This is a genomic window from Janthinobacterium sp. SUN120, from assembly GCF_030397735.1.
Classification (GTDB): domain Bacteria; phylum Pseudomonadota; class Gammaproteobacteria; order Burkholderiales; family Burkholderiaceae_D; genus Janthinobacterium; species Janthinobacterium kumbetense.
In genome coordinates this window covers 1,170,159-1,194,868 of the sequence record NZ_JAPUBW010000002.1, presented here as the reverse complement: position 1 = coordinate 1,194,868, position 24,710 = coordinate 1,170,159, and the positions used below count along the sequence as shown (strand labels likewise).

At 65.2% G+C, this 24,710-nt stretch carries 20 protein-coding genes; 17 read left to right on the top strand and 3 right to left on the bottom strand.

Annotated elements, in window-relative coordinates; all coding sequences use genetic code 11:
* Positions 1-185: 185 nt before the first annotated feature.
* Entirely contained in the window at positions 186-3,302 is a 3,117-nt protein-coding gene (locus O0879_RS15050) for an efflux RND transporter permease subunit (RefSeq protein ID WP_289903641.1), read from the bottom strand.
* A gap of 3 nt (positions 3,303-3,305) precedes the next feature.
* Positions 3,306-4,538, bottom strand: a complete 1,233-nt coding sequence (locus tag O0879_RS15045; protein WP_289917171.1) for an efflux RND transporter periplasmic adaptor subunit — start codon at positions 4,536-4,538, stop codon at positions 3,306-3,308.
* A 393-nt stretch (positions 4,539-4,931) separates the two neighbouring features.
* Here O0879_RS15045 and O0879_RS15040 point away from each other — a divergent pair, with 393 nt between their 5' ends.
* Positions 4,932-7,463 carry an EAL domain-containing protein gene (locus tag O0879_RS15040; RefSeq protein WP_289917168.1) on the top strand — a complete coding sequence of 844 codons (2,532 nt, stop codon included), beginning with the start codon at positions 4,932-4,934 and terminating at the stop codon, positions 7,461-7,463.
* Positions 7,464-7,471: 8 nt separating this feature from the next.
* Here the strand turns inward: O0879_RS15040 and O0879_RS15035 are convergent, their stop codons facing one another.
* Positions 7,472-8,434 (bottom strand): endonuclease/exonuclease/phosphatase family protein, encoded by a 963-nt coding sequence (locus O0879_RS15035; protein WP_289917166.1) that lies wholly within the window; start codon positions 8,432-8,434, stop codon positions 7,472-7,474.
* Between the two features lie 37 nt (positions 8,435-8,471).
* Here O0879_RS15035 and ybaK point away from each other — a divergent pair, with 37 nt between their 5' ends.
* From ybaK to O0879_RS14955, 16 genes are all read left to right on the top strand, one after another.
* A complete protein-coding gene (gene ybaK, locus O0879_RS15030; protein WP_289917163.1) occupies positions 8,472-8,963 on the top strand; it encodes a Cys-tRNA(Pro) deacylase in 492 nt (163 codons plus the stop codon).
* Positions 8,964-9,068: 105 nt separating this feature from the next.
* On the top strand, positions 9,069-9,713 hold the full coding sequence (gene plsY, locus O0879_RS15025; RefSeq protein ID WP_230539942.1) for a glycerol-3-phosphate 1-O-acyltransferase PlsY: 645 nt from the start codon (positions 9,069-9,071) through the stop codon (positions 9,711-9,713).
* Positions 9,714-9,803: 90 nt separating this feature from the next.
* Positions 9,804-10,469: a DsbA family oxidoreductase gene (locus O0879_RS15020; RefSeq protein WP_289917161.1), complete on the top strand. Its 666-nt coding sequence runs from the start codon at positions 9,804-9,806 to the stop codon at positions 10,467-10,469.
* Between the two features lie 70 nt (positions 10,470-10,539).
* Positions 10,540-10,830: a DUF427 domain-containing protein gene (locus O0879_RS15015; protein ID WP_099666619.1), complete on the top strand. Its 291-nt coding sequence runs from the start codon at positions 10,540-10,542 to the stop codon at positions 10,828-10,830.
* Positions 10,831-10,865: 35 nt separating this feature from the next.
* Positions 10,866-11,831 carry a DUF2157 domain-containing protein gene (locus O0879_RS15010; RefSeq protein ID WP_289911400.1) on the top strand — a complete coding sequence of 322 codons (966 nt, stop codon included), beginning with the start codon at positions 10,866-10,868 and terminating at the stop codon, positions 11,829-11,831.
* Positions 11,828-13,489 (top strand): GDYXXLXY domain-containing protein, encoded by a 1,662-nt coding sequence (locus tag O0879_RS15005; protein ID WP_289917159.1) that lies wholly within the window; start codon positions 11,828-11,830, stop codon positions 13,487-13,489. The genes O0879_RS15010 and O0879_RS15005 overlap by 4 nt, the downstream gene beginning before the upstream one ends.
* 61 nt (positions 13,490-13,550) lie before the next feature.
* A complete protein-coding gene (locus O0879_RS15000) occupies positions 13,551-14,795 on the top strand; it encodes a metal-dependent hydrolase (protein WP_289917157.1) in 1,245 nt (414 codons plus the stop codon).
* Positions 14,796-14,900: 105 nt separating this feature from the next.
* A complete protein-coding gene (locus tag O0879_RS14995) occupies positions 14,901-16,652 on the top strand; it encodes a cation:proton antiporter (protein WP_099666623.1) in 1,752 nt (583 codons plus the stop codon).
* A 92-nt stretch (positions 16,653-16,744) separates the two neighbouring features.
* A complete protein-coding gene (locus O0879_RS14990; RefSeq protein ID WP_099666624.1) occupies positions 16,745-17,653 on the top strand; it encodes an ion transporter in 909 nt (302 codons plus the stop codon).
* 32 nt (positions 17,654-17,685) lie between these two features.
* Positions 17,686-18,666 (top strand): 3-oxoacyl-[acyl-carrier-protein] synthase III C-terminal domain-containing protein, encoded by a 981-nt coding sequence (locus O0879_RS14985; RefSeq protein WP_289903648.1) that lies wholly within the window; start codon positions 17,686-17,688, stop codon positions 18,664-18,666.
* Between the two features lie 10 nt (positions 18,667-18,676).
* Complete coding sequence (locus O0879_RS14980; RefSeq protein ID WP_289917155.1) at positions 18,677-19,714, top strand: SDR family NAD(P)-dependent oxidoreductase; 1,038 nt, start codon at positions 18,677-18,679, stop codon at positions 19,712-19,714.
* Positions 19,707-20,537 (top strand): MBL fold metallo-hydrolase, encoded by an 831-nt coding sequence (locus O0879_RS14975; protein WP_289917153.1) that lies wholly within the window; start codon positions 19,707-19,709, stop codon positions 20,535-20,537. Before O0879_RS14980 ends, O0879_RS14975 begins: the two co-directional genes overlap by 8 nt.
* Positions 20,534-21,838 (top strand): F390 synthetase-related protein, encoded by a 1,305-nt coding sequence (locus O0879_RS14970; RefSeq protein ID WP_289917152.1) that lies wholly within the window; start codon positions 20,534-20,536, stop codon positions 21,836-21,838. The genes O0879_RS14975 and O0879_RS14970 overlap by 4 nt, the downstream gene beginning before the upstream one ends.
* Positions 21,835-22,473, top strand: a complete 639-nt coding sequence (locus O0879_RS14965) for a phosphatase PAP2 family protein (RefSeq protein ID WP_289917150.1) — start codon at positions 21,835-21,837, stop codon at positions 22,471-22,473. The genes O0879_RS14970 and O0879_RS14965 overlap by 4 nt, the downstream gene beginning before the upstream one ends.
* A complete protein-coding gene (locus tag O0879_RS14960) occupies positions 22,470-23,585 on the top strand; it encodes a sterol desaturase family protein (RefSeq protein ID WP_289917148.1) in 1,116 nt (371 codons plus the stop codon). The genes O0879_RS14965 and O0879_RS14960 overlap by 4 nt, the downstream gene beginning before the upstream one ends.
* Entirely contained in the window at positions 23,582-24,706 is a 1,125-nt protein-coding gene (locus tag O0879_RS14955; protein WP_289917145.1) for an acyl-CoA desaturase, read from the top strand. The genes O0879_RS14960 and O0879_RS14955 overlap by 4 nt, the downstream gene beginning before the upstream one ends.
* The last annotated feature ends 4 nt before the right edge of the window (positions 24,707-24,710 follow it).

Below are 24,710 nucleotides of genomic sequence, written 5' to 3'. Positions count from 1 at the left end.
TGCCTAAGGCCGATCGCCGATGGTCAATCGACTACTGTCACTGGAACAAGCACCCACGAGTCACTCCATATCATTGATAACGGGGACAGTCTAGCCAGTGGGGCTGCTTTGGTCAACTGAAGCTCTCTTCAGGAAGCCGCCGCGTCGTCCCCGCCAATGCGGGGACGGTGAAGGCGACCGGTCAATCAGTGGGCGTGTGCTTTGCCGTCGTCGGCAGAGTCGGCGTGCTCGCCGCTGCCGCCGAAAAAGCGCGCGGCGCGCTTGCCCAGGCTGTCGAGGTAGGTGTAGGCGACGGGCACCACCACCAAGGTCAACAGGGTCGAGGTGATCACGCCGCCGATGACGGCGCGGCCCATCGGCGCCTGCGATTCGCCGCCGTCGCCCATGCCGATGGCCATCGGTAGCATGCCGAAGACCATGGCCAGTGTCGTCATCAGGATGGGGCGCAAGCGCACTTGCCCCGCTTCCATCAGCGCCTCGAACTGGCCCAGGCCTTCGCGCTGGCGCTGGTTGGTGAAGTCCACCAGCAGAATCGCATTTTTGGTGACTAAGCCCATCAGCATGATGAAGCCGATCACGGAGAAGATGTTCAGGGTGCTGCCCGTAATGAGCAGGGCGGCCAGCACGCCGATCAGCGACAGCGGCAGGGACACCATGATGGCGATCGGCTGCAAAAAGCTGCCGAATTGCGACGCCAGCACCAGGTAGATGAAGATCACGGCGATCCCCAGCGCCATCATGGCGCCGCCCATGGTTTCGGCCATCTGCTGCGCATTGCCGGCCACGTCGAAGCGCACGCCGGGCGGCAAGTCGATGGACTTGATGGCTTTCTGCACGTCGGCGTCGACGTCGCCGGCAGGGCGGCCCTGCGTGCCTGCATAGATGGCCACGCGGCGCTGCAAGGCCTGGCGCTTCAGCACCTGCGGGCTCGATGACGGCACGAAGTCGACCACCTGGCGCAGCGGGATCATGACGGGTTTGCCGTTCGCATCAAGCTTGCTGGAGGCCAGCGACAGGTCGGCCAGGTCGGCCACCTTTTGCCGGCCCGACTTGGGCAGCTGCACGTTGACGTCGTAGTTTTGCCCGTCGCTGGCCAGCCAGTGGCTGACCGTGTCGCCCGCCACGAACGGACGCAGGGCGTTGCCGATCTGCTGCACCGACAAACCCAGGTCGCTGGCCAGTTCGTTATTGATCTTCACGGTGGTCGATGGATTGGCGCCTTCCTGGCTGTATTCCATGTCGGCCAGGCCCTTGATGCCGCGCATCTTGTCCATCAGGGTGTGCGCCACCGCATCGAGCTTGCCTTCGTCTGTGCCCAAAATGGCGATGAAGATGGGACGCTGTCCGACGGACAGGGTGATGCCGGCAATCGGCGCCAGGCGTTCGCGGATCAGCTTTTCCAGCTCCTGCTGCGAGCGGCGCTTGTGCTTCTTGATGTCCGTCAGCTTCAGGTTCACCTCGGCCGTGTTGCGCCCGTCCTGCGTGCCGACATTGGCCACCAGGCTGTCGATTTCTGGGAATTCCTTCAGGGCCGTTTCGATCTGGCGCACCTTGGTATCCGTGTATTCGAGGCTGGAGCCGACGGGCGTCTTGAAGCGCAGGTTGACCCAGCCCTGGTCCGTTTCCGGGAACATCTCGCCGCCGATCATCGGCACGAGCATCAGGCTGCCCGCGAACAGGGCGACGGCCGTGGCCAGGGTCGTCTTGCGCCAGCGCAAAGCGACAGCCAGCACCTTGCCATACCATACATGCAGGCGGTCGATGCCCGTCTCGATCCAGGCCATGAAGCGGCCCAGCCACGGCGCGTATTTGAAGCGGTCCTTGACGGGGTCGCGCCAGACGGACGACAGCATGGGGTCGAGCGTGAAGCTGACGAACAGGGAGACGAGAACGGCGACGGCCACGGTGATGCCGAACTGCAGGAAGAAGCGGCCGATGATGCCGTCCATGAAGGCGACGGGGACGAACACGGCGACGATGGCGAACGTGGTGGCCATGACGGCCAGGCCGATTTCATTGGTGCCGTCGTTGGCCGCCTTGTAGTGGTTCTTGCCCATGCCCAGGTGGCGCACGATGTTTTCGCGCACGACGATGGCGTCATCGATCAACAGGCCGATGCACAGCGACAGCGCCATCAAGGTCAGGAAGTTCAGGGTGAAGCCGAAGGCCTTCATGGCGATGAAGCTGGCCAGCACGGAGATCGGCAGGGTCAATCCCGTGATGATGGTCGAGCGCCACGAATGCAGGAACAGGAAGACGATCACCATGGTCAGCACGGCGCCTTCGATGATGGTGCGCTTGACGTTATCGAGCTGGCTTTGCACGCGCTCCGATTCGTCGTCCAGCACGCGCAGGGTGATATCGGGCGGCAGGGTCTTTTGCAGGTCCGCCGCCACTTTCAGGATGCCGGTGCCCACTTCCACCACGTTGGCGTCCTGCACCTTGGTGATTTCCATCGTCACGGCCTGCTGACCGTTCATGCGCGAGATCGACAGTTCTTCCTGCTCGCCGTCGACGACGGTGGCCACCTGGTCCAGGTAGACGGGACCGACGGCGCGGCGCGCGACGATGATCTTGCCGAATTCGCGCGCATCCTTGATCTTGCCTTCCACGCGCACCAGCTGTTCGGCCGCGCCATGGCTGATGGAGCCGGCCGGCAAATTGGTATTCGTCGCCTGGATGGCGCGGATCACTTCATCGACGCCGATGCCCTGGGCATTGAGTTCGATCGGCTTCATGCTGATGAGGATCTGGCGCGCGCGCAAGCCGCGCAGCTTGACTTGCCCCACGCCGGCCACGCCCTGGAAGCGCTTGCTGATGATCTGCTCCGTCATGGTCGACAGCGAGCGCAGGTCATGCCCGGTGGAGGTCAGCACGATGGTGGCGATGGGGCGCTCGTTGTCGCCCTCGGCGCGGGCGATGAACGGGTCCTTGGCTTCCTTCGGGAAGCGGGGGCGCACCAGGGCCACCTTGTCGCGCAAGTCTTGCATGGCCTTGTCCATGTTCGTCGACAGCTCGAATTCCAGGTAGACGCCGGCGCGTCCTTCCCACGAGTTGGCGCGAATCGTTTTGATGCCGCTGACGGTGTTGACGGCGTCCTCGATGGGGCGCGTGATGTCGTTTTCCACGGCTTCGGGCGAGGCGCCCGGGTAGTTCACTTCAATGGCGGCGAACGGGAACTGCACGCTGGGCATGCTTTCCACGCCCAGGCCCCGGTAGGAGAAGATGCCCAGCACCACCAGCGCCACCATGACCATGGTGGCGAAGACGGGGTTCTGGATACTGACTTTGGTCATCCACATGGCTTAATCCTTCCGTGCCAGCACGGCTGCCGGCGCGGCAGGGGCGGCGGCGGGTGCGGCGAAGGTCACGCCATGGCCCGGCTTGACGCCATCGAGCCTGGCGATGATGACTTTCGCGCCCGGCACCAGGCCGGATTTGACTTCCGCATAGCCTTCATCCTCGTTGCGCAGCCCCAAGGTGACGGGCTGGGCGACCACCTTGTTGTTCACCAGCGCGTACACGACGGGGCCCTGCTTTTCGTTGCGCACGGCCGTCAGGGGCACCAGCGGCGCCACGTTTGACCGTTCGGTGACGATGCTGCCCTTGGCGAACATGCCGCCGCGCAGCGCGCCATCGCCATTGTCGACGGCGATGTAGACCAGCATGGCGCGCGAGCCGCTCTCGGTGGTGGGGTTGATGCGCGTGACCTTGCCGGCGAAGTCGCGCGCGCCGAAGCCGTCGACCTTGAAGTGCACGTCCTGGCCCAGCTTGATGCGGGGGATTTCCGCGCTGGGCACGGGCGCTTCCAGGGTCAGCTGCGCCAGGTTGACGATGGTGTAGACGGGCATGTCGGGCGAGACTTTTTCCCCGGCCTGCAGGTGGCGCTTGCTGACGATGCCGGCCATCGGCGCGCGGATCACCGCATCGGCCAGCGCGATGCGGGCGATATCGACCATGGCGGCGGCGGACTTGACGTTGGCGCGCGCCAGCTCGACCGAGTTTTGCGTTGTGTCGTACGCCGTCTGCGAAATGTATTTTTGCTTGAGCAGGGCCTGACTGTTCGCTTCATTCTTGCTGGCCATCGACAAGCGCGCCTGGGCTTCGTCGAGCATGGCTTGCTGCTGCGTCAGGCGGGCGCGCAGGTCGGCCGCATCCAGGCGCACGAGGATTTGCCCATTCGCCACTTGCTGGCCTTCCTGCAAGGTCGTTTCCTGGATCACGCCGGAAACCTTGGCCTTGATGGTGGCCTGGGTCACGGGCGCCAGCGAGCCGGACAGGGGCAAGCTGATGCTGAGCGCGCGCGCCGCGATGGCGGCCACGTCGCCCTGCGCCAGTTCATGCACGGGCGTCTTGGCCTGCTCCTTCTTCTTGCTCGCTTGCAGTTCGGCCGCCTTGGCGGCTTGTTGCTTCGATTGCATCACCGTCCAGCCGCCGCCGGCCAGGCCCAGCACGACCAGGATCAGCACGGGGGTGCGCCAGCGCCGGCGGCGCGTGGCTGCAAGGGGAGAGGCGGGGGGCAGGGTCTCGTTTTTCATAGGTATTTTTGGTCAGGAGCGGCGCAGGGGTTCGGCGCCAGGTCTCGGTGCGGACCCGGCCTGTCGCTGGCCGGGGGAATTCGGGTAGCGCATCACCGTGGCGGCCGCAGACAACACGCCTGCCGCTGCAGCCGTTCACGGCGATGCGCATGTTGCCACTTTAGGAAGAATCCAGCCCGGCCGCCATCGCCGTGCGACAGATTGCACAAAATCGGGGCTGGAATGCAAAAAACGGCGACCAAAGACACTGCCGGCATCGACGCCTTGCACGTCACGATGCTTGCGCATCCTCAAGAAGCCGATTCGCCGGCGCGCAAGAATGGGTGGGATGGTTGCGCCACCGGACAGGCCATTCGCCCGCCGGTTGCCGTGCGGCCGCGCCACGGGGGGCTGATGTCTGAACGGATTGCCGGAGCCGCCCCGTCGCCTGGCCGTTTGCTGGCCGCTGCCGAACCGCAGGCGGGAGCGGCCGGCAAGGCGCTCGATTTGCTGTCCATCATCGTTGCCGCCGTCGAGCAGGCACCGGGCCTGGCCGTGCGCGGCATCGACCGCGATGGCATCGTGCGCTACTGGAGCTTGGGTGCGGCGCGCCTGTATGGCGTGACGGCCGAGCTGGCGCTGGGCCAGCCGTGGGCCAGGGTGGCCGCCTCGCTGCCGGATGCCACTCTGGCCGAGGAGGTTGCCGGCGAACTGGCGGCCGTGTGGGAAAGCGGCAAGGCGCGCAGCACGCGCCTGTGGAAGCTCGGTGCCGATGGCGCCGCGCCGCGCTGCATCTGTTCCACCGTGTTTCCTGTCATCCAGTCCGGGCGAGTGCGGCAAGTGGTCTGCATCGACGTCGACATCACGGCCAGCGGCCAGGATGGCGCCGCGCAGGGCGCCTTGTTGCTGATGGGCGACAATTTCCGCCAGCTGTACGAGAAATCCGCCGATGCCATCCTGCTGCTGCGTGACGAACATATCGCCGACGCCAATCCCGCCGCCATCGTCCTGTTTCAATGCGAGGGCCGGCCACGGCTGCTGGGGCGCCGCCTCAGCGATTTTTCGCCCTTGCGTCAGCCCGATGGCGAATTGTCAGCGTTGCGCGGCACGCAACTGGCGGCGCAGGCCCACGCGGACGGCAATTGCCGCTATGACTGGCGCTACCAGACGTGCGCGGGCGAGCTGTTCTGGGGCGAAGTGCTGCTCACTTCCGTCACGCTCGACCACACCTATCTGTTTTACGCCGTGATCCGGGATATTTCCTCGCGCAAACTTGCCGAGCGCGCCCTGTACCTGTCGGCGCAGGTGGTCGAGCATGCGCGCGAAGCCATCGTCGTGCTGGACCCGCAGCAGCGCGTGGTCAGCATGAATCCTGCGTACAGCGAGATCAGCGGCTACAGCCTGGACGACATGCTGGGCAAGCCCTTCGTCCTGCACGGCGCGGAGCCGGACGCGCCCGCGTTTTTCGACCACGTGTGGGACGAAGTCGGGGACAACGGATATTGGCAAGGCGACATCGTGGGCCAGCGCAAGGCGGGCGGGCGCTACCCGGCCTGGCTGTCGCTGACGGCCATCCGCGATTCGCAGGGGCAATTGAGCAATTATCTGGCCATCCTCAGCGATATCAGTGAGCGCAAGAAAAACGAGGAGCACACGCGCCACCTGGCCGAGCACGATTTCCTCACCGACTTGCCGAACCGGGTGCTGTTGCTGGACCGGCTGTCGCTGGCGCTGGCGGCCGCGCGGCGCAAGCTGAGCATGCTGGCCATTTTGTACCTGGACCTCGACCACTTCAAGCACATCAACGACAGCATGGGCCACCACGTGGGCGACTTGCTGCTCAAGGAAGTGGCGCGGCGCCTGGTGCGCTGCGTGCGCGGCGTCGACACGGTCAGCCGGCATGGCGGCGACGAGTTCGTCATCATCCTGGCCGAGGTGGGCGGCATCGACCAGGTGGCCCACGTGGCGTCCAGCCTGCTGCATGCCGTCACGCAGCCCTATCAGCTGGGCGAATACGAATTGCATGTGTCCACCTCGATCGGCGTGGCCATCTTTCCCAGCGATGGCGACAGCATCGATAGCCTCGTGCATAACGCCGACATCGCCATGTACCACGCCAAGGAAAGCGGGCGTAACAATTTCCAGTTTTTCAATGCCGAGATGAATGCGCAGATCGTCGAGCGGGCCAGCCTGGAGCAAGGCTTGCGCGAGGCGCTGGGTCGCGAGGAATTCGTGCTGGAATTCCAGCCTGCGCTCGATGTCGCCAGCGGGCAGATCGTCGGCGCCGAAGCGCTGTTGCGCTGGCGCCACCCGCAACTGGGCGTGCTGCCGCCCGAGCGCTTCATCGCCGTGGCCGAGGAGTGCGGCTTGATGGTGTCGATCGGCAACTGGGTGCTGCGCCACGCCTGCCTGCGCGCGCGTGCCTGGCACGACGCGGGCCATGCCTGGCGCGTGGCCGTGAATCTGTCGCCGGCGCAATGTCTGCACAATAACTTGTTGCTCAGCGTACAAGAGGCGCTGGCCGTGTCGGGCTTGCCTGCCGGCTGCCTGGAACTGGAAGTGACGGAGTCCTTGCTGATGAAGGGCGGTGCGCGCCTGGCCGGCGTGCTGGCGCAACTGCGCGCGCTGGGCGCCAGGCTGGCCATCGACGACTTCGGCACCGGCTATTCGCGCCTGGCCAATCTGCGCCATTACCCGGTGGATAAACTCAAGATCGACCCCTCGTTCCTGCCCGCCGCCGCGGACGGCGCGGCGGGCGAGTCCGACACGGCCGTGGCCGCCACCATCATCGCCATGGCGCGCGAGCTGCAATTGACGGTGATCGCCGAAGGCGTGGAGACGGCGCAGCAACTGGCGTATCTGCGGGGGCAGGGCTGCCAGCAATACCAGGGGCGCTATGCCAGCGCGCAAGTGGAGGGCAGCGCGCTGGCGAAGTTGCTGCACTAGTGACTGAGTTAGTCAATATTTCCCAGCAGCTTGATGCGTGCCAGCACCTGGCCATGGTCGGAGGCGTGCCGCAAGCCCAGCAGCAGATGGTCGTTGAGATAGGTCACTTCCTGCAGCACGCCGATGGCGCGCGGCGAGGCGGGATGAAAATGTTCGGACACGAGGATGTGGTCGATCGTCATGTAGGCGCTGTCGTGGATATTCGTGTAGCCCACGTGGCGCAGGGCGTCCTGGCGCTGCTGGATGGCGTTGGCGTCGTACAGGCGTTCGCGCATCTCGGCACCCGCTTCGCACGGCGCGCCCGCCCCCATGACGATGGCCGTGGTGACGGCATTGGCGATGTCGTTGAAGTCGCCCAGCACGATACGGGGACGGCCGCTGTGGCCCAGTTCGCTTGCCAGCACGCGCAGGGCCACGGCTTCCGCGCCGCGCCGCTGCAGCGAGCGCAGGTTGGCCAGCGCGTAGGCGGTAGTATCGTTGCCGTCGCCATGGCGGTAGTCGGGGCGGCGCGATTTCAAATGCACCACGACCACGTCCGTGAGTTGTCCGCCAGGCAAGATGACCTGGACATGCAGCGGCGCGCGGGCGAAGCGGCCAGCATCGTCGTCGGCAGGCACGCTCACGCCGGCGGGGAAATTCGCCCAGGCAACACCGGCGCCGGCCAGCGGCAAGCGCGACACGAGCGCCACCGTGGGCAGCATGCGTCCGGCGGCATCGATGGCATCGTAGCCGGCCAGGGTGGCTGCGCGGTAATGGCGCGTGCGCGACAGCACGTCGCGCAGGGCCGCTTGCGAGAAAATTTCCTGGAAACCGATCACGTCGGCGTCGAGCAGGTCGATTTGCCGCGCCGTCCATTCCGCCTTGGCTTCGTATTGCGCCGGGCTCAACGGTTCCAGGTTGTCATACAATTTCGCCCCGGCGGGGGCAAGGTTGCAGACATTGAATGTGGCAAAGCGGATTTCTTCCTGCATAATTAGCACTCCTCACTGAACGATCAGCGTATCACGCATGGCTAAAAAAGAGCATATTTCCGAAACCCAGGCGACGCAGTTGCTGCGCAAGCATCAAGTTTCCTTCGAAGAACATCCGTATCCCTACGAGGAGCACGGCGGCACCAGCGTCTCGGCGCGCGAATTGAACGTGCCCGAACACGCGGTGATCAAGACCCTGGTGATGCAGGACGAGGCGGCCAAGCCGATGATCGTGCTCATGCATGGCGATTGCAAGGTGTCGACCAAGAATCTGGCGCGTGGCATCGGCTGCAAGTCCGTCGAGCCATGCAAGCCCGAAGTGGCGCAGCGCCATTCCGGCTACATGATCGGCGGCACCTCGCCCTTCGGCACGAAGAAGGCCATGCCCGTGTACGTGGAGCAATCGATTCTGGCGCTCGAACGCATCTATATCAATGGCGGGCGGCGCGGTTTCCTCGTCTCGCTGGCGCCGCAGGTGCTCGTTGATTTGTTGAAAGCCAAACCGGTGCAGTGCGCATTGCAGGATTAAGAGAGCAAGAAAGCGGGGCTTCGCCCTGTCCCTGGACGGGGCGCTGGTGTATATTCTGCTGCGCCAGCCTCGATGCTGGTGCAATAAACACAATAAAGGGAAGAAATGAATCCAGTAATCACAACCGTGGCAATGACAGTGGCCGCTTACTTGCTCGGCTCGATATCGTTTGCCGTGGTGATGAGCAAAGTCTACGGCATTGCCGATCCGCGCACCTATGGCTCGAAAAATCCGGGCGCCACCAACGTGCTGCGTAGCGGCAACAAGGGCGCCGCCATCATGACCCTGCTGGGCGATGGCGCCAAGGGCTGGCTGGCCGTGTTCCTGGCCGACCATTTTGCCAGCGCGCTGGGCGTGGGCGACACGGCCGTGGCCCTGGTCGCCATCGCCGTCTTCCTCGGCCATCTGTGGCCCGTGTTCTTCCGCTTCGTCGGCGGCAAGGGCGTGGCCACGGCCCTCGGCGTGTTGCTGGGCATCAATCCCTGGCTGGGCCTGGCGACCCTGGCCACCTGGCTGATCATCGCGTATGCCTTCCGCTATTCCTCGCTGGCAGCCCTGGTGGCGGCCCTGTTCGCGCCGTTCTACTATGGCTTGCTGTTTGGCGTCGATCCCATCTTGCTGGCCGTCATCGTCATGAGCGTGCTGCTCGCTTACCGCCACAGCCAGAACATCGCGAACTTGCTTTCTGGCAAGGAAAGCAAGATCGGCGGCAAGAAGGATGGGGCCAAGGCGCCCGCCAAGAAAAAGTAAGCGCTTGATTTCCCGCGGGCCGCACGCATATGCTGTGCTTGCGGCGCCGCGCGGTGCGGCCGCCACCGACTCGCGCAAAGGCTGCCCACCATGAGTTCCACTCCCGCCACACCTACCCCCATCCGTATCGATTTCGTGTCCGACGTTTCCTGCCCCTGGTGCGTGGTCGGCCTGAAATCGCTGGAGCAGGCGCTGGACACGTTGCAAGGCACCGTCCAGGCCGACATCCACTTCCAGCCCTTCGAGCTGAACGCCAACATGCCGCCCGAAGGCGAGGATGTCGGCGAACACATCGCCCGCAAATACGGCTCCTCCCCGGAACAGATGGCGCAATCGCGCGAAGCCATTCGCGCGCGCGGCGAACAGCTGGGCTTTACCTTTGCCATGGACAAGCGCGGCCGCATCTACAACACGTTTGACGCGCACCGTCTGCTGCACTGGGCCGGACTGGAAGGGCGCCAGAAGGCATTGAAAATGGCGCTGTTCGATGCGTATTTCACGCAGGGACAGGATCCGTCCTCGCACGCGGTGCTGCTGGCCGTGGCCGGCAAGGTGGGGCTCGATGGCGTGAAAGCGGCCGAGGTGCTGGCCTCCGGCGCGTATGCGGACGAGGTGCGCGCGCAGGAACAGTTCTACCAGCAGAACGGCATCAATTCGGTGCCCGCCGTCATCATCAACGAGCGTCACCTGATTTCCGGCGGCCAACCTCCCGAAGTGTTCGAACAAGCCTTGCGCCAGATCATCGCCGGCGCTTGAGCGGGGCGCCAATGGCGCGCGCCATGGCGGACTTTTTGCGCTACACTCGGCGCAGAAGGAGGATAGTCAAATGCCAACAGCCAGCTGGAATGGCGCCGTCATCGCGCAAGCCACCGATGCGCAGGTGCAAGTCGTTGAAAACAATGTATATTTTCCTTTAGCTACCGTGACGCAGGAATACCTGCGTCCCAGCAGCCACACGAGCATCTGCCCATGGAAGGGCACGGCCAGCTATTACGACCTCGTCGTCGATGGCGCCGTCAATGCCAACGCGGCCTGGTATTACCCCCAGCCCAAGGATGCCGCCAAGCAAATTGCCGGCCACGTCGCTTTCTGGCGCGGCGTCAGCGTCGAGCGCTGACGCTTTCTTACGACCAATCAACCTGAAAGCAGACGATGGATTTACGCCTCGCCGTGTACCAACTCGCCTCGGACTATGCGCTCGATGCCCAACAAACCCGGCAGTTGCAGGAAGTGGCCGGCTTCCAGCGCGAACCGGCGCGCCTGGCCTACTGGCTGCCGCGTGGCGTGGCCGTGCTGGGCGCCGTGCTGCTGGGCATGGGCTTGATCTGCTGGGTGGCCGCCAACTGGGAAGACCTGGGCCGCATGGGCCGCTTTGCCCTGCTGCAAGGCGTGCTGGCCGCCGCCTGCGTGGGCGCGTTTGCCGTGCCGAAAGCGCGCGTGCCCTTGCTGCTGCTGGCCTTGCTGGCCATCGGCGGCCTGTTCGCGTATTTCGGCCAGACGTACCAGACGGGCGCCGATCCGTGGCAGCTGTTCGCCCTGTGGGCCGCGCTGGCCTTGCCCCTGTGCCTGGTGGCGCGCAGCGACGTGCTGTGGACGCCGTGGATGCTGATACTGTCGACGGCCGCCACCCTGTGGATGCAGGCGCATGCGCACAACAGCTGGCGCGTCGATTCGGCCGATCTGCCCATTTTCATTGGCGGCTGGCTGGCCGTGCTGGCTGGCTGTGCGTTCGTCTCGCCCCTGCTGGCGCGCTGGACGGGCGCGGGCAGCTGGGCCTTGCGTCTGGGCCTGGTGCTGGCCACCTTCCTCATCACGGGCACGGCCGTCAGCGCCCTGTTCGGCAGCGAGATCGAATCGCCGTACTGGGCCGGTCTCGGCTTGCTGGCCGTCGCCGGCGTCCTGCTGGCCACGCGCCAGTTCTTTGACGTGTTCGGCCTGAGCGCCGTCGCGCTGGGCCTGAACACCTTGCTGGTGTGGGGGCTGGGGCACGTGCTGTTCCATGGCGGCGGCAATGGCGATGGCATCGGCAGGCTGGTGATGCTGGGCTTGTTCGCGGCCGTGCTGCTGGCGCTCACCGTGCAAGGCATTTTGTGGCGCACGCGCCGGGAGGCGGCATGAGCCATATCAATAGTCAGCGAGCCGATGCGCTCGCCACCCTGATCGACGACGCCACGCGCGCCGGCCTGTTGCCGTCCGGCGCTGCCCGTCCCGTGCAGGATGTGCGGCCGTGGCCGCTGGTACTGATGACGGCCCTCGGCGCCTGGCTGGCCGCCATCCCCCTGGTCCTGGCGCTGGGCGCGGGCCTGGAAAGCGTCGTGCGCCACGGTCCCGGCGCGTATGTCGTGGCCGCCATCGTGCTGGTGGTGGCCGTGCTGCTGATCCGCACGCGCGGCGTGGCATTGTTTGTCGAACAACTGGCCGTGCCATGCCTGCTGGTGGGCGGCAGCCTGCTCGGCTATGCCCTGTTCCGCGACTATGCCACGCAGACGGCGTCGCTGCTGATGTGCCTGGCGTGCCTGCTGACGGCCGCCGCCTTGCCGCGCGACTGGCTGCGCGTGCTGCTGGGACTGGTCGCCTGCGGCTTGCTGGGGCTGGGCATCATCGATAGCACGCGCGACTGGATTTTCGAGAACGACCCCACGCAGCTATACAGCGCCTGGATGCTGGCCCTGGCATTCTGGCTGGGCGCCCACTGGCTGCAAAAGCAGGCGTTCAACGATGGCCGCGGCGCGTCCATCGCCGCCTTCCTGGAATCGCTGTCGACGGGGTGGGTCCTGGCAATCTTGCTGGGGCTGGTCTTCTGGTCCGGCATGACCTTTATGCTGGGCGGCGCGCTGGGCGGCGGTATTGTCGGTGACGTGGCGCGCGAAGCGACCCGGCACCAGGCCGTTGCCTGGTATGCGCAAGTGTTGAATGGGGTGTCGCTCGTGCTGGCCACGGCGGCCGCCGCCTGGGCGGGATGGCGCTGGCCGGCGCTGCGCCAGTTGCCCGCCATCGGCGTGGCGCTGGTGTTGATTGTGCTGGCGTGGTTCATGCCGGCGCTGGGGCCCGTGCTGCTGATCCTCGCGTATTGTTTGACGAGCGGGCGTTCGCGCGTGGCCGTGGCGGCCGCGCTGGCGGCGGCGTGGATACTCGGCAGCTTTTATTATCAGCTGGCCTGGCCGCTGGCCAGCAAGGCAGCGCTGCTGACCATGGCCGGCGCGCTGCTGTGCGCCCTGTCGTGGCTGGCCATGCGGGGCGCCGTGCTGCACCTGGTGGAAAGCAAGCCGGCGGGCGTGGTGCTTGAGCACCGCGCCGCGCGCCTGGGCGTGCTGGGGGGCTTGCTGCTGGTGTTGCTGGTCGCCAATGGCGGCATCTGGCAAAAAGAGCAGCTGATTGCCAAAGGGCAAGCGATCTTCGTGGCGCTGGAACCCGTCGATCCCCGCTCGCTGATGCAGGGCGACTACATGCGCCTCAATTTCGTCAACCTGGGCGTCCTGTCCACCCTGGCCAGCGTGGACCGGGCGCCTGGCCGGCCCCTCGTGGTGGCGATGCGCGATGCGCGCGGCGTGGCGGAATTGCTGCGCCCGTACACCCAAGAGGCGCTGGCGCCCGGCGAATTCCTGCTCGAACTGACGCCGAAGGATGGGAACTGGGTGCTCGTCAGCGATGCCTGGTTCTTCAAGGAAGGCGAGGCGGCGCGCTGGGAAAAGGCCCGCTATGGCGAGTTCCGCGTGCTGCCCGACGGCCGCGCCTTGCTGGTGGGCATGCGTGGCCCGGAGCTGGAGAAGCTGTAGCTTTGTCGCGCAGGCAGTCGTGCAAGAGCACGCCAGGGCGGGCATCCTGTAAAATTGCCCTATGGATAATATTACGCATTCGGTCATCGGCCTCGGGGTCGGCGAACTGGTACACCGCAGCCTGCCGCCCGAGCCGCAGGCCCCCGCACAGCGTACCCGGCGCGCGCTGTTTTTATTTTCGGCATGGTTTGCCAGCAACGCGCCCGACCTGGACCTGGTGCTGACCAGGCTGTTGCCGCGCCCGTTCGGCTACATGTTGCACCACCGCGGCCACACGCATACATTACTGCTGGCCTTGCCGCAGGCGCTGCTGTTGCTGGCCATGCTGTGGCTGCTGTGGCCCGGCGCGCGCCGGCTGCTGAAAAGCAGCGTACCCGCCCGCATCGGCCTGGCCGCTTGCCTGCTGCTGGGCTTTTGCTTGCACATGGGCATGGATTTCCTCAATTCCTATGGCTTGCACCCGTTCTATCCGTTTGACAGCCGCTGGCTGTATGGCGACATGGTCTTCATTGTCGAGCCCATGTTCTGGGTGCTGCTGGGCGTGCCCGTGATCATGTCCTTGCACTACGGCATCGTCAAAAGCGTGCTGCTGGCGGGGTTGACGGCGGCCCTGTGTTTCTTCACCTATAAAACCTATCTGGCGCCCGCTTCGCTGCTCATCCTGCTGGGGCTGGGCGCGATCCTGGCCGTGCTGCAGGGACGGGCTGGCGAGCGGGGGCGCGGACCGCTGCTGCTGGCCTTCGCGCTGGCCGCCACGTTCATCGGCACGCAGGGCGTGGCGTCGGCCCTTGGCCGTGCGCGCATCGAGGCGGCCGTGCAGCGCCTCGATCCCGGCACGCGCGTGTGGGACGTGGCGATGACGGCCTTCCCCAGCAATCCGCTGTGCTGGATCTATGTCTCGCTCGACAGCAAGACGGACGTGTACACCTTGCGGCGCGGCACCCTGAGCCTGCTGCCGGATGCGCTGGCGCCCGCCGCCTGCCCGGCCGGCCTGGTGGAAACGGGTAAGCAAGGCCAGCAACTGGCGCCCGGCATCGCCGTCTCGGCCAAGGCGGAGGGCAGCCTGGCCGCCTTGCGCGCGCTGCAGGAAGACAATTGCTATGTCGACGCCTGGTTCCGCTTTGCCCGCATGCCCAGGTTGAATGCGGACAAGCTGACGGACGTGCGCTTCAACCCCGGCATGTTGCCTAATTTCACGACCGTCGAACTGCAGCAGTTCCGCAACCGGCCGTGTCCCGCCTACGTGCCGGGCTGGGGCCGCCCCCGCGCGGACATGCTGGCGCCGCCGCAAGCGGTACGTCCGTAGCGAATTTGTTGCCTTGTGGCAAAATATCGTGTGTGCACTTACTTCGCCATGGCCGCGCATGCGACACGACCAATTCAGCATGAATGATATTTAGTTAGGATTATTTTGGAAGAGCAACACGCCTTACCGTATTTGCGGGAAACCCTCCTGTTTCTCGCCCTGGCCGGGATTTTTATTCCGTTATTGCAACGCCTGAAGGTCAACCAAGTCCTCGGTTTCCTGGCCGTGGGCGCCCTGTTCGGCCCGTTCGGCTTCGGCCTGTGGGCGGGCGACTTCACGTGGCTGACGTATTTCTCGTTCGTGCGTGCCGAACAGGTCAGCGGCCTGGCCGAGCTGGGCGTGATGTTTTTGATGTTCATGATCGGCCTGGAACTGTCGACGGAAAGGCTGTGGGCGCTGCGGCGCTGGGTATTCGGCGCGGGCGTGGGGCAGGTGGCCGTCAGCGCCTGCCTGATCGGCGGCGTCGCGTATTACTTTGGTTTGTCGCTGGAAGCGTCCATCGTGCTGGGCCTGGTGCTGTCGCTGTCGTCCACGGCCGTGGTGATGCAGCTGCTGACCGACCAGCGTTCGCTGCAGACGCCGGCCGGCCAGGCGGGTTTTTCCATTTTGATGTTCCAGGATTTGATGGTGGTGCCGCTGTTCATCCTGATCGACGTGTTCGCCAGCGGGCGCAGCGACGACCTGGCGTATCTGCTCAGCTTTGCGGCCGTGAAATCGGCCGGCGCCATCCTGCTCATCTATCTGCTGGGGCGCCGCGTGATTCGTCCGCTGTTCCAGTTTTTCGTCAAGAAACGCCAGCCCGACGTGTTCATGGCCTTGACCCTGCTCAGCACCCTGGGCATCGCGGGCTTGACCTACCTGGCGGGCCTGTCGATGGCGCTGGGCGCCTTGCTGGCCGGCCTGCTGCTGGCGGAAACGGAATTCCGCCACGAAGTGGAAGTGACGATCGAGCCTTTCAAGGGCTTGCTGATGGGCTTGTTCTTCATGTCCGTGGGCATGCAGATCGACGTGCGCGAAATCCTCAAGTCGCCGGTCTTGATACCGTTGGCCGTGCTGAGCCTGTTCGCGCTGAAAACCCTCGTCATCAGCGTGATTTTCCGCATCGGCGGCTTCCACTGGGGGCGCGCCGTGGAAACGGGCGTGCTGCTGGGGCAGGGCGGCGAATTCGCCTTCATCGTCGTCGCGTATGCGCTGGGTACCAAGCTGATCGGCCCGCAGGTGGCGCAGTTCGTCATGCTGGTGGTGGGCCTGAGCCTGTTTGCCACGCCGGCGCTGGCCAAGGCGGCGCGCGCCTTCGGCAACTGGTGGGAGCAGCGCCACCACCACCAGCTGGCCGACCTGGCGCACGGCGCGCCGCCGCCGCAGGGCAGCACCGTCATCATCGCCGGGTTTGGCCGGGTGGGGCAGCTGCTGGCCAAGGTGCTGACGGAGCAGGATATCGCGTATGTGGCGATTGAAAATGATGCGCGCCTGGTGACGACCCTGCATCCGCGCGGTTTCCCCGTGTATTTCGGCGATGCGTCGCGCGCGGAATTGTTGCAAAAGGTCAATGCGGACCGGGCCGCCGCCGTGGTGCTGACGATGGACCATGCGGCGTCCGTGCTGCATGCCGTGAAATCGATCCGCCGCGAATATCCGCAGCTGCCCGTGTATGCGCGGGCGCGCGACGAGGCGCATGCCGTGGCCCTGATACAGGCGGGCGCCACCCTGGTCGTACCCGAGGCGCTGGAATCGGCGCTGCAGCTGACGGCCACCGTGCTGCACACGGTGGGCCTGTCGGAAGCGCGCACGGCGGACATCGTGCAAGCCGAGCGCGACCGGCGCAATGCCGTGCTGCTGGCGAAAAAGCTGTCGTAGTGTTGTTGTAGTGAAACCTGTAGCGCAACCGTGCGTGTCGCCGTGCTTTGTAAATTATCTATACAATAATAGTATATGAGCACATTACCCACATGAAAGCCGCGACGAAGAGCGGAGCGGCGCCCTTGACGCCGCAGCAACTGGCGGCGCAGGAAACGCAGCAGAAATATGGCAAGCCCGAGCGGGGCTGGCGCGAACAGGTGTACACCGTCATTTTCGAGGCGGAAACGCGCACGGGCCGCGCCTTCGATTTGCTGCTGATCGCCGCCATCCTGATCAGTGTGACGGTGGTCGTGCTCAGCAGTGTCGCCTCCGTGGCCGAGCGCTATGGCACTTGGCTGACGGCGCTGGAATGGTTTTTCACCATTTTATTTACCATCGAATATTTCGCCCGCCTGTCTTGCCTGCAGCATCCGGTGCGCTATGCCAAGAGTTTTTTCGGCATTATCGATTTGCTGGCCATCGTGCCGACCTACATCGGCTTGCTGCTGCCGGGCGCGCATGTGCTGATCGACGTGCGCATTTTGCGCCTGCTGCGCATGTTCCGTATCCTCAAGCTCACGTCGTATGTGCATGAATACACGGTGCTGGGGCGGGCCTTGCTGGCCAGCCGGCGCAAAATCCTCATTTTCTTGTCTTTTGTCATGATGGTGGTCTTTCTGTTAGGTACTGTGATGTACGTGGTGGAAGGACCGGAGAACGGTTACAGCAGTATCCCCACGTCGATTTACTGGGCCATCAGCACCATGACCACCGTGGGTTTCGGCGATATCACGCCGAGGACCGACATCGGGCGCACCATCGCTTCCCTGATGATGTTGCTCGGCTGGGGCATCCTGGCAGTGCCTACCGGCATTATCAGCGCGGAAATGACGGTACAGCGCAGTTCCAAGCTGGTCACCACGCGTACCTGCCCCACGTGCCTGAAGGAAGGGCTCGATGACGATGCCAGTTTCTGCAAGAACTGCGGTGTTGCATTGCCGCCATTGGCACGCGATTAATTCATAACCATATTTACTTTGTTAAGGCCAACATGATTCCAGTTCGCCTGATCGCGACGGGCAAGGCCGTGCCGTCGCAGAGTGTGACTTCCGCCAGCCTGGACCTGACTTTGGGCCATCCGGCTGGCTATACCCTGCGCAAGAGCGGCGTGCTGTCGCGCTTTGTCGCCGCGCCCGATGAATCGCAAAGCCAGCTGGGCGCCGCCGCCCTGCTCGACGCGCTGAAGAATGCCAGCCTGCGTCCGGCCGACATCGACTTGTTGATCTGCGCCAACGGCGTGCCCGAGCAAGCGTTGCCGAATACGGCTTGCTTCGTGGCCGAACATGCGGGATTGCCACCAGGCACGCAAAGCTTCGACGTCAACGCCAGCTGCCTCAGTTTCATGGCCGCCTTCCGCGTGGCCGCGTCCATGCTGGCGGGCAGCGCCTACCGGCGCATCGCCATCGTTTCGTCCGACCTCGCCTCGCGCGGCGTCGACTGGAGCGAGCCGGAAGCGTCGATGATCTTTGGCGACGGCGCCGCCGCCGTCATCGTCGAGCGCGGCGATGGCAGCGCCGGCATCCGCGCCTACAAGATGGGTACGTATCCGGAAGGGCGGCGCTACTGCGAAATCCGCGGCGGCGGCACCGAGCGCAACCCGCGCAATGGTTGCGAGCCGGGCGACTACCTGTTCCGCATGGATGGCAAGGCCGTGTTCCGCCTGGCCGTCAAGGTGATGCCGGATTTCCTGGCGGAATTAATGCTGGAATCGGGCGCGGGACTGGAAAAAGTCGACGTGGTCGTGCCGCACCAGGCCAGCCCGCTGGGGCTCGCGCATGCGGCGCGCATCCTCGACGTTCCCGATGCTAAAATCATCAAGATCTTTGAAACGCATGGCAACCAGGTGGCCGCGTCCTTGCCCACCGCCCTGCACGAGGCGGTGATGACGGGGCGGGCCGTGGCAGGCCAGCGTTTGCTGATGATGGGCACGGCCGCGGGTTTGACCATCGGCGGCATGATTCTTGACCTGTGAAGGTGGTGCGATGAGGCGGATACTGGTCACGGGAGCGACGGGCGGCTTGGGGCGCAATGCCGTGCGCACCCTGCTGGCGCAGGGCGTGGAAGTGCGCGCCACGGGCCGCAACGCCGCCGTCGGCCGCGAACTGGAACGCATGGGCGCGCAATTCGTCGCGCTCGACCTGGCACAGGCATCGCCACGCCAGGTCGATGAACTGGTGCGCGGCATGGACACCGTCTGGCACTGCGCCGCGCTGTCGTCGCCCTGGGGGCCGGAACGCGACTTCATCGCCGCCAACGTCACGGCCACGGGCCAATTGCTGCGCGCGGCCGCCAGCCTGCACGTGGCGCGCTTCGTGCACATCTCCACCCCGGCCATCTATTTCGACTACCGCAACCACCTCGACGTGCCGGAAACCTTCCGCCCCGATGCCTTCATCAACGCGTATGCGCGCAGCAAGGCGATGGCGGAAAAGCTGGTGCAGGATTGCGTCGACCGCCACCGCGGCATGACGTGCGTGATCCTGCGCCCGCGCGCCATCTTCGGCCCGCACGACCAGGTCCTGATCCCGCGCCTGGCGCGGGTGCTGCAGGAGCGCGGCGGCAAGCTGCCCCTGCCCAACGGCGGCGCGGCCACCATCGACATCACCTATGTCGACAATGTCGTGCACGCGATGTGGCTGGCCACCGTGCACAAGACCATCGCTTCCGGCGCCGCGTTCAACATCACGAATGGCGAACCGGCGCGCCTGTGCGACATCTTGCGCACCCTGTTCTGTGATCATCTGCAGCAGCCGTTCGAGATCGTCAGCGTGCCTTACCGCGTGCTGGCGCTGGTCGCGCGCCTGATGCAGTTCGCCTCGCGCTTTACCCGCCGCGAACCGTCGCTCACGCCCTACAGCATCGGCGCGCTCAGTTTCGACATGACGCTCGATAATGCCAAGGCGCGCAAGGTGCTGGGCTACCGTCCTATCGTCAGCCTGCAGGAAGGCATCGCCCTGACGGCGCAGTGGATGCGCCAGGAAGCGGCGGCGCACAAGGTGGGCAAGGAGCGCAATGGCTAGCATCACCGCGTTTCGCGTCGGCCACTGCACCCATCCTTCGTGCATGGTCTTGAAAGGCAGCGGGCTGGCCAGCCGCTGCTTCCCCTCGCGCGCCTACCTGATAACGACGCGCGCGGGCCTGTACCTGTGGGACACGGGCTACGCCGAGCACTTCCGCGCCGCCACGTCGAAGGGCGTGTACCGCATGTATGCGTGGGTGACGCCGATTTCCTTCGATGAGAGTGAATCGTTGCAGGGGCAGTTGCGCGCGCATGGCGTGGCGCCCGGCGATATCCACACTCTGCTGCTGTCGCACTTCCACGCCGACCATATCGCGGGGCTGCGCGACTTTCCCGGCGCGCGGCTGATGGCCTCCCAAACGGGCTGGGACGCCGTGCGGGGACTGTCCGGCGTGGCCGCCGTGCGCCAGGCCTTCGTACCGGAGCTGCTGCCAGCCGATATTGCGGATCGTTTGAGTTTTGTGGAAAGCGTGCCCGAGACGGCCTTGCCGGCCGCCCTGCTGCCATTCACGCACGGGCGCGACGTCAGCGGCACGGGCGAAATCTACATCGTCGACTTGCCTGGCCACGCCATCGGCCATCTGGGCGCCTTCGTGCTGCAGGATAGTGGCTGGACCTTGCTGGCGTCGGACGCGGCCTGGGTGCCGGAAAGCTTTCAGCAGCTGCGCGGACCGTCCGAACTGTCGTTCCTCATCCAGCACAAGCGCGCGCCGTACTACGCCACCCTGAACCGGCTGCACCAGCTGCACCAGTCGGGCAATGCGCACATCCGCATCACGCATGAAGACACGGCGGACTATGTTCCTGTGGCGGGCCGCCCGTGAAGCGTCTTTTCTGGCTGTTATTGTCGTACTGGCGCACGCGCCGCCTGCGGTTCACAAGCCGCGCGCAGCTGGGCGCCTACCAGAACAAGCAACTGGCGCGCTTCATCGACGTGCTGTGCGCGCGCAGCGCTTACTTCGCTCCGTACCGCGATCTGCCCCTGGCGCAGTGGCCGACGATGAACAAGGCGCTGATGCTTGAACATTTCGACGCCATGAATACGCAAGGGGTGACTTTGGCGCAAGCGATGGCGGCAGCCATGGCGGCCGAGCAGAGCCGCGACTTTACGCCGGCCGTGGGCGACATCACGGTGGGCCTGTCGTCGGGCACCTCGTCGCGGCGCGCCGTGTTTACCGTCAGCCCCCGCGAAAAGGCGCAATGGGCGGGCGTGATGCTGGCCAAGGCGCTGCCCGACGGCCTGTTTTCCGGCGAAAAAGTGGCGCTGTTCCTGCGCGCGAACAGCAATCTGTACACGGCCGTGCGCTCGCCGTGGCTGACCTTTGCCTTCTACGATTTGTTCGAACCGTTCGACAGCCTGTGCGCGCGGCTTGCGCAATATCAACCTTCCGTCATCGTCGCGCCGGCCCAGGTGCTGCGCCAGCTGGCCTTGCGCGTCATCGACGGCAGCCTGGCGCTGGCGCCGAAAAAAGTCATTTCGGTGGCCGAAGTGCTGGAAGTACAGGACCGCGCGCTGATCGTGCAGGCGTTTGGCGCCGTGCATGAAATCTACCAGGCCACCGAGGGTTTCCTCGCCAGCAGCTGCGAGCATGGCGTGCTGCACTTGAACGAAGAGTATGTGCACATCGAGCCGCAGTGGCTGGACGCTGAACAGAGGCGCTTCGTGCCCGTGATTACGGACTTCACGCGCATCACGCAGCCCATCGTGCGCTACCGCCTCGACGACATCCTGCTCGCGCGCGCCACGCCATGCCCGTGCGGCCGCGCCACGCGCGCCATCGACGGCATCGAAGGGCGCTGCGACGACATGCTGTTCTTGCCATCCTTGCCGTCGGCGAACGGCGGCGCCCCCGTCGCCGTGTTTGCCGACGTATTGACGCGCGCGTTTGCGCAAGCCTTGCCGCCGGACGCCGATTACCGCCTGGTGCAGCAAGGCGAATCTGCCCTGCAGTTGCACGCGGCCCTGGATGCTGCCGGCCTGGCCGCCTTGCGCGCGCACCTGGCAGCGGTGCTGCGTGGCTTGGGCGTGGCCGTCGACGGCCTGGCCTGGACGGTGAGCGGCGAACTGCCTCCCTTTGACCCCACCATGAAACGGCGCCGCATCCGGCGCCTCGCGACCGCATGAGCCATTCATCCATGACCGTACGCGGCCGCCTGCTGCACCTGCTGGCCGGCTGGGGCAGCGTCGGCCTCGTGTATTTTTCCAGCGACCTGCTGCAAGGGCAGGGCGTGCTGCTGCCGGAAACGGCCATCGACCGCGCCATCCCCTACACGGATGCCGCCATCTGGCTGTACCTGTCCTTCTTCATCCTGATCCCCTACGCCTACCTGGCGGCCGATGCGGCGAAGGTACGCTGGCTGGCGCGCGCCATGGCGCTTTCCGCGCTGGCTTGCGGCGTGGTCTTCCTGCTGTACCCGACCACGCTCGCGTATCCGCCCGTGGGCGAGGGCAGTGCCTGGAGCACGCAGGCGCTGCGCCTGCTGCAGGCGGCCGACTCCGCGCAAAACTGCCTGCCGTCGCTGCATGGCGCCCTGACATTGCTGTGCGTGTGGGCCTTGTGCGGCAGGCGCCACCTGCTGCGCTCCGCTCTGGCCGTGGTGCTGGGCGTGGCCATCTGCTATGCCATCATCGCCCTGCGCCGGCACGTGAGCATCGACCTGGCCGCCGGCCTGTTTGTTGGCGTCGCTGGCGGCATCCTGGCGAAAATGCAGGTATCCTTGGCTGCCCGCCGCGCCGTTTCCATAAAAACCGCATCATGATGAATCCCTTTGCCCTGTCGTTTTTGATCATGCTGGCCTTCGTGCTGGCCGAACTGCTGATCCTCAAATGGGTGCGCAAGACCCCCGTGCCGTGGAAGGACGTGATCTTCAACCTCAATTCCGGCCATATCCTGATGTGGGTGTTCCGCGGGGTGGAGGTGGCGGCGTTCGCCCTGCTGCTGCGCCATGCGAACCTGCATATCGTCGACCAATGGCCCGTGGCCGCGCAATGGGTCTTCGCCTTCTTTGCCTGGGACTTGTGCTTTTACTGGATGCACCGGCTGCACCATAAATTCCCCCTGCTGTGGGCCGTGCACGTGGTGCACCACCAGGGCGAGCATTTCAACCTGTCGCTGGGCGTGCGCAATTCCTGGTATTCGTCGCTGACGAATTTCCCCTTCATCGCCATCCTGGCCGTGCTGGGCGTGCCGCTGGAAATCTTCCTCGTCGTCTCGTCCCTGCATTACACGGTGCAGTTCTACAACCACAATGCGCTGGTGAACAAGTCCGGCATCCTCGATAGCTTCATGGTCACGCCGTCGCACCACCGCGTGCACCACGGTACGGATAAACGCTACATCAACCGCAATTTCGGCGGCACGCTGTTGATCTGGGACAAACTGTTCGGCAGCTTCCAGCCCGAACTCGAGGGCGTGGAAATGCGCTATGGCGTGAAGGGCATGACACCCACGCATAACCCGTTGTTGGCCAGCAATGGCAAACTATTCAAATGGCTGCGTGCGCGTTTCCCCCACTGGCAGTCGCGCGGCACTTTCCACGTGCCCGAGCTGTTCATCGGCACCGGCGGCGTGATCCTGTTTGGCCTGGTGATCTATTACGTCAACCATGAAGCGCTGCTGGCGGGCGCGCAGCAAGCCATCCTGTTTGCGCTGATCTTCGGCGGCACCCTGGCGCTGGGCGGCCTGTCGGATGCGAGACGCTGGGGCGCCATCGCCTGGGTCGCCATCGCGCTGGCCATGCCGGCCCTGTATCTGGGCTGGTATGGCGCGCGCGATGTGTGGGGCATGGTTTTCCTGGCAGCGCTGCTGGCGCATGGCCTCGACGGCGCGCGCCGCCTGTGGTGGCCGGCAGCGGCGGGGACGTGCGCGTGACGCAGCCTGTACCTTTGCTGCCGCCGCTGCGCTTCCGGCCCGCACGCGATTCCGCCTTCCGCCGCGAATTGCGCGCACGCGCCGACGCCTACCTGGCGGACGAAGGAAAACACCGCTTCGGCGACGCGTGCCTGCATGCGAAAACCGTGTTCCTGGCCGCGCTGACGGTGGGACTGTATGCGCTGGCGCTGCGCGCCGAAAGCACCTGGCCGTTTGTCGCCAGCTACGTGGCTTGCCTGGTCGCGGCCATGACCTTGGCCATGAATACCCTGCACGATGCGGCCCACAGCGCCATCTTCCGCCAGGGAGCCTGGAACCGCGTGCTGATCCGCCTGGTGGGCTTGCCCGTGGGCGTGGATACGGATTTCTGGACCATCCGCCACGTGCATTTCCATCACACGTATGCGAACGTGGAAGGCTATGACCTCGACACGGAACCGAATCCGTTTTTGCGCCAGACGCCGTTCCAACGCTGGTCGCCGCAGTACCGCTATCAATACCTGTACTGGCCCGTGGTGGCGGCCCTGTCGCTGCCCTATTTGAACTGGTATGGCGACTGGCTGGACCGCTTCGGCAAGACGCCCGTGGCCGCGCACAGCCGGCTGCAGGGCTGGCGCGGCTGGCTGTCGTTCCTGGGCTGGAAGCTGGGCCATGTGGCGCTGGTGCTGGCGCTGCCCATGTGGGTGCTGCAGCAGCACGGCATCGGCTGGGGCGTGGTGCTGGGTGCGTATTTCGTGGGCCAGATGATCGCCTCGTGCGCGCTGGTGGCGCTGATCCTGGGCACGCACTGGGCCGAAGTCGAGTTTTTCCAGCCTGGCGCGGACGGTACGCTGCCGCACGACTGGTACCAGCACACGTTTTACACGTCTTGCGACTGGACGCCGCAGCCGCGCCGCCTGCGCTGGCTCGGTTACTGGCTCGGCGGTTTGAACCTGCACCTGACGCACCACTTGTTCCCCACCTGGAACCACCGCCACTACCCGGCGCTGGCGCGCATCCTGGCCGAACTGGCGCCGCGCCACGGTCTCGTGTACCGCGAACTCGGTTATGGCCAGCTGCACGCGTCGCAGCAGCAATTCCTGCGCGCCATGGGCCAGCCACCCGCCGGCAGGGACCTGTAACGAA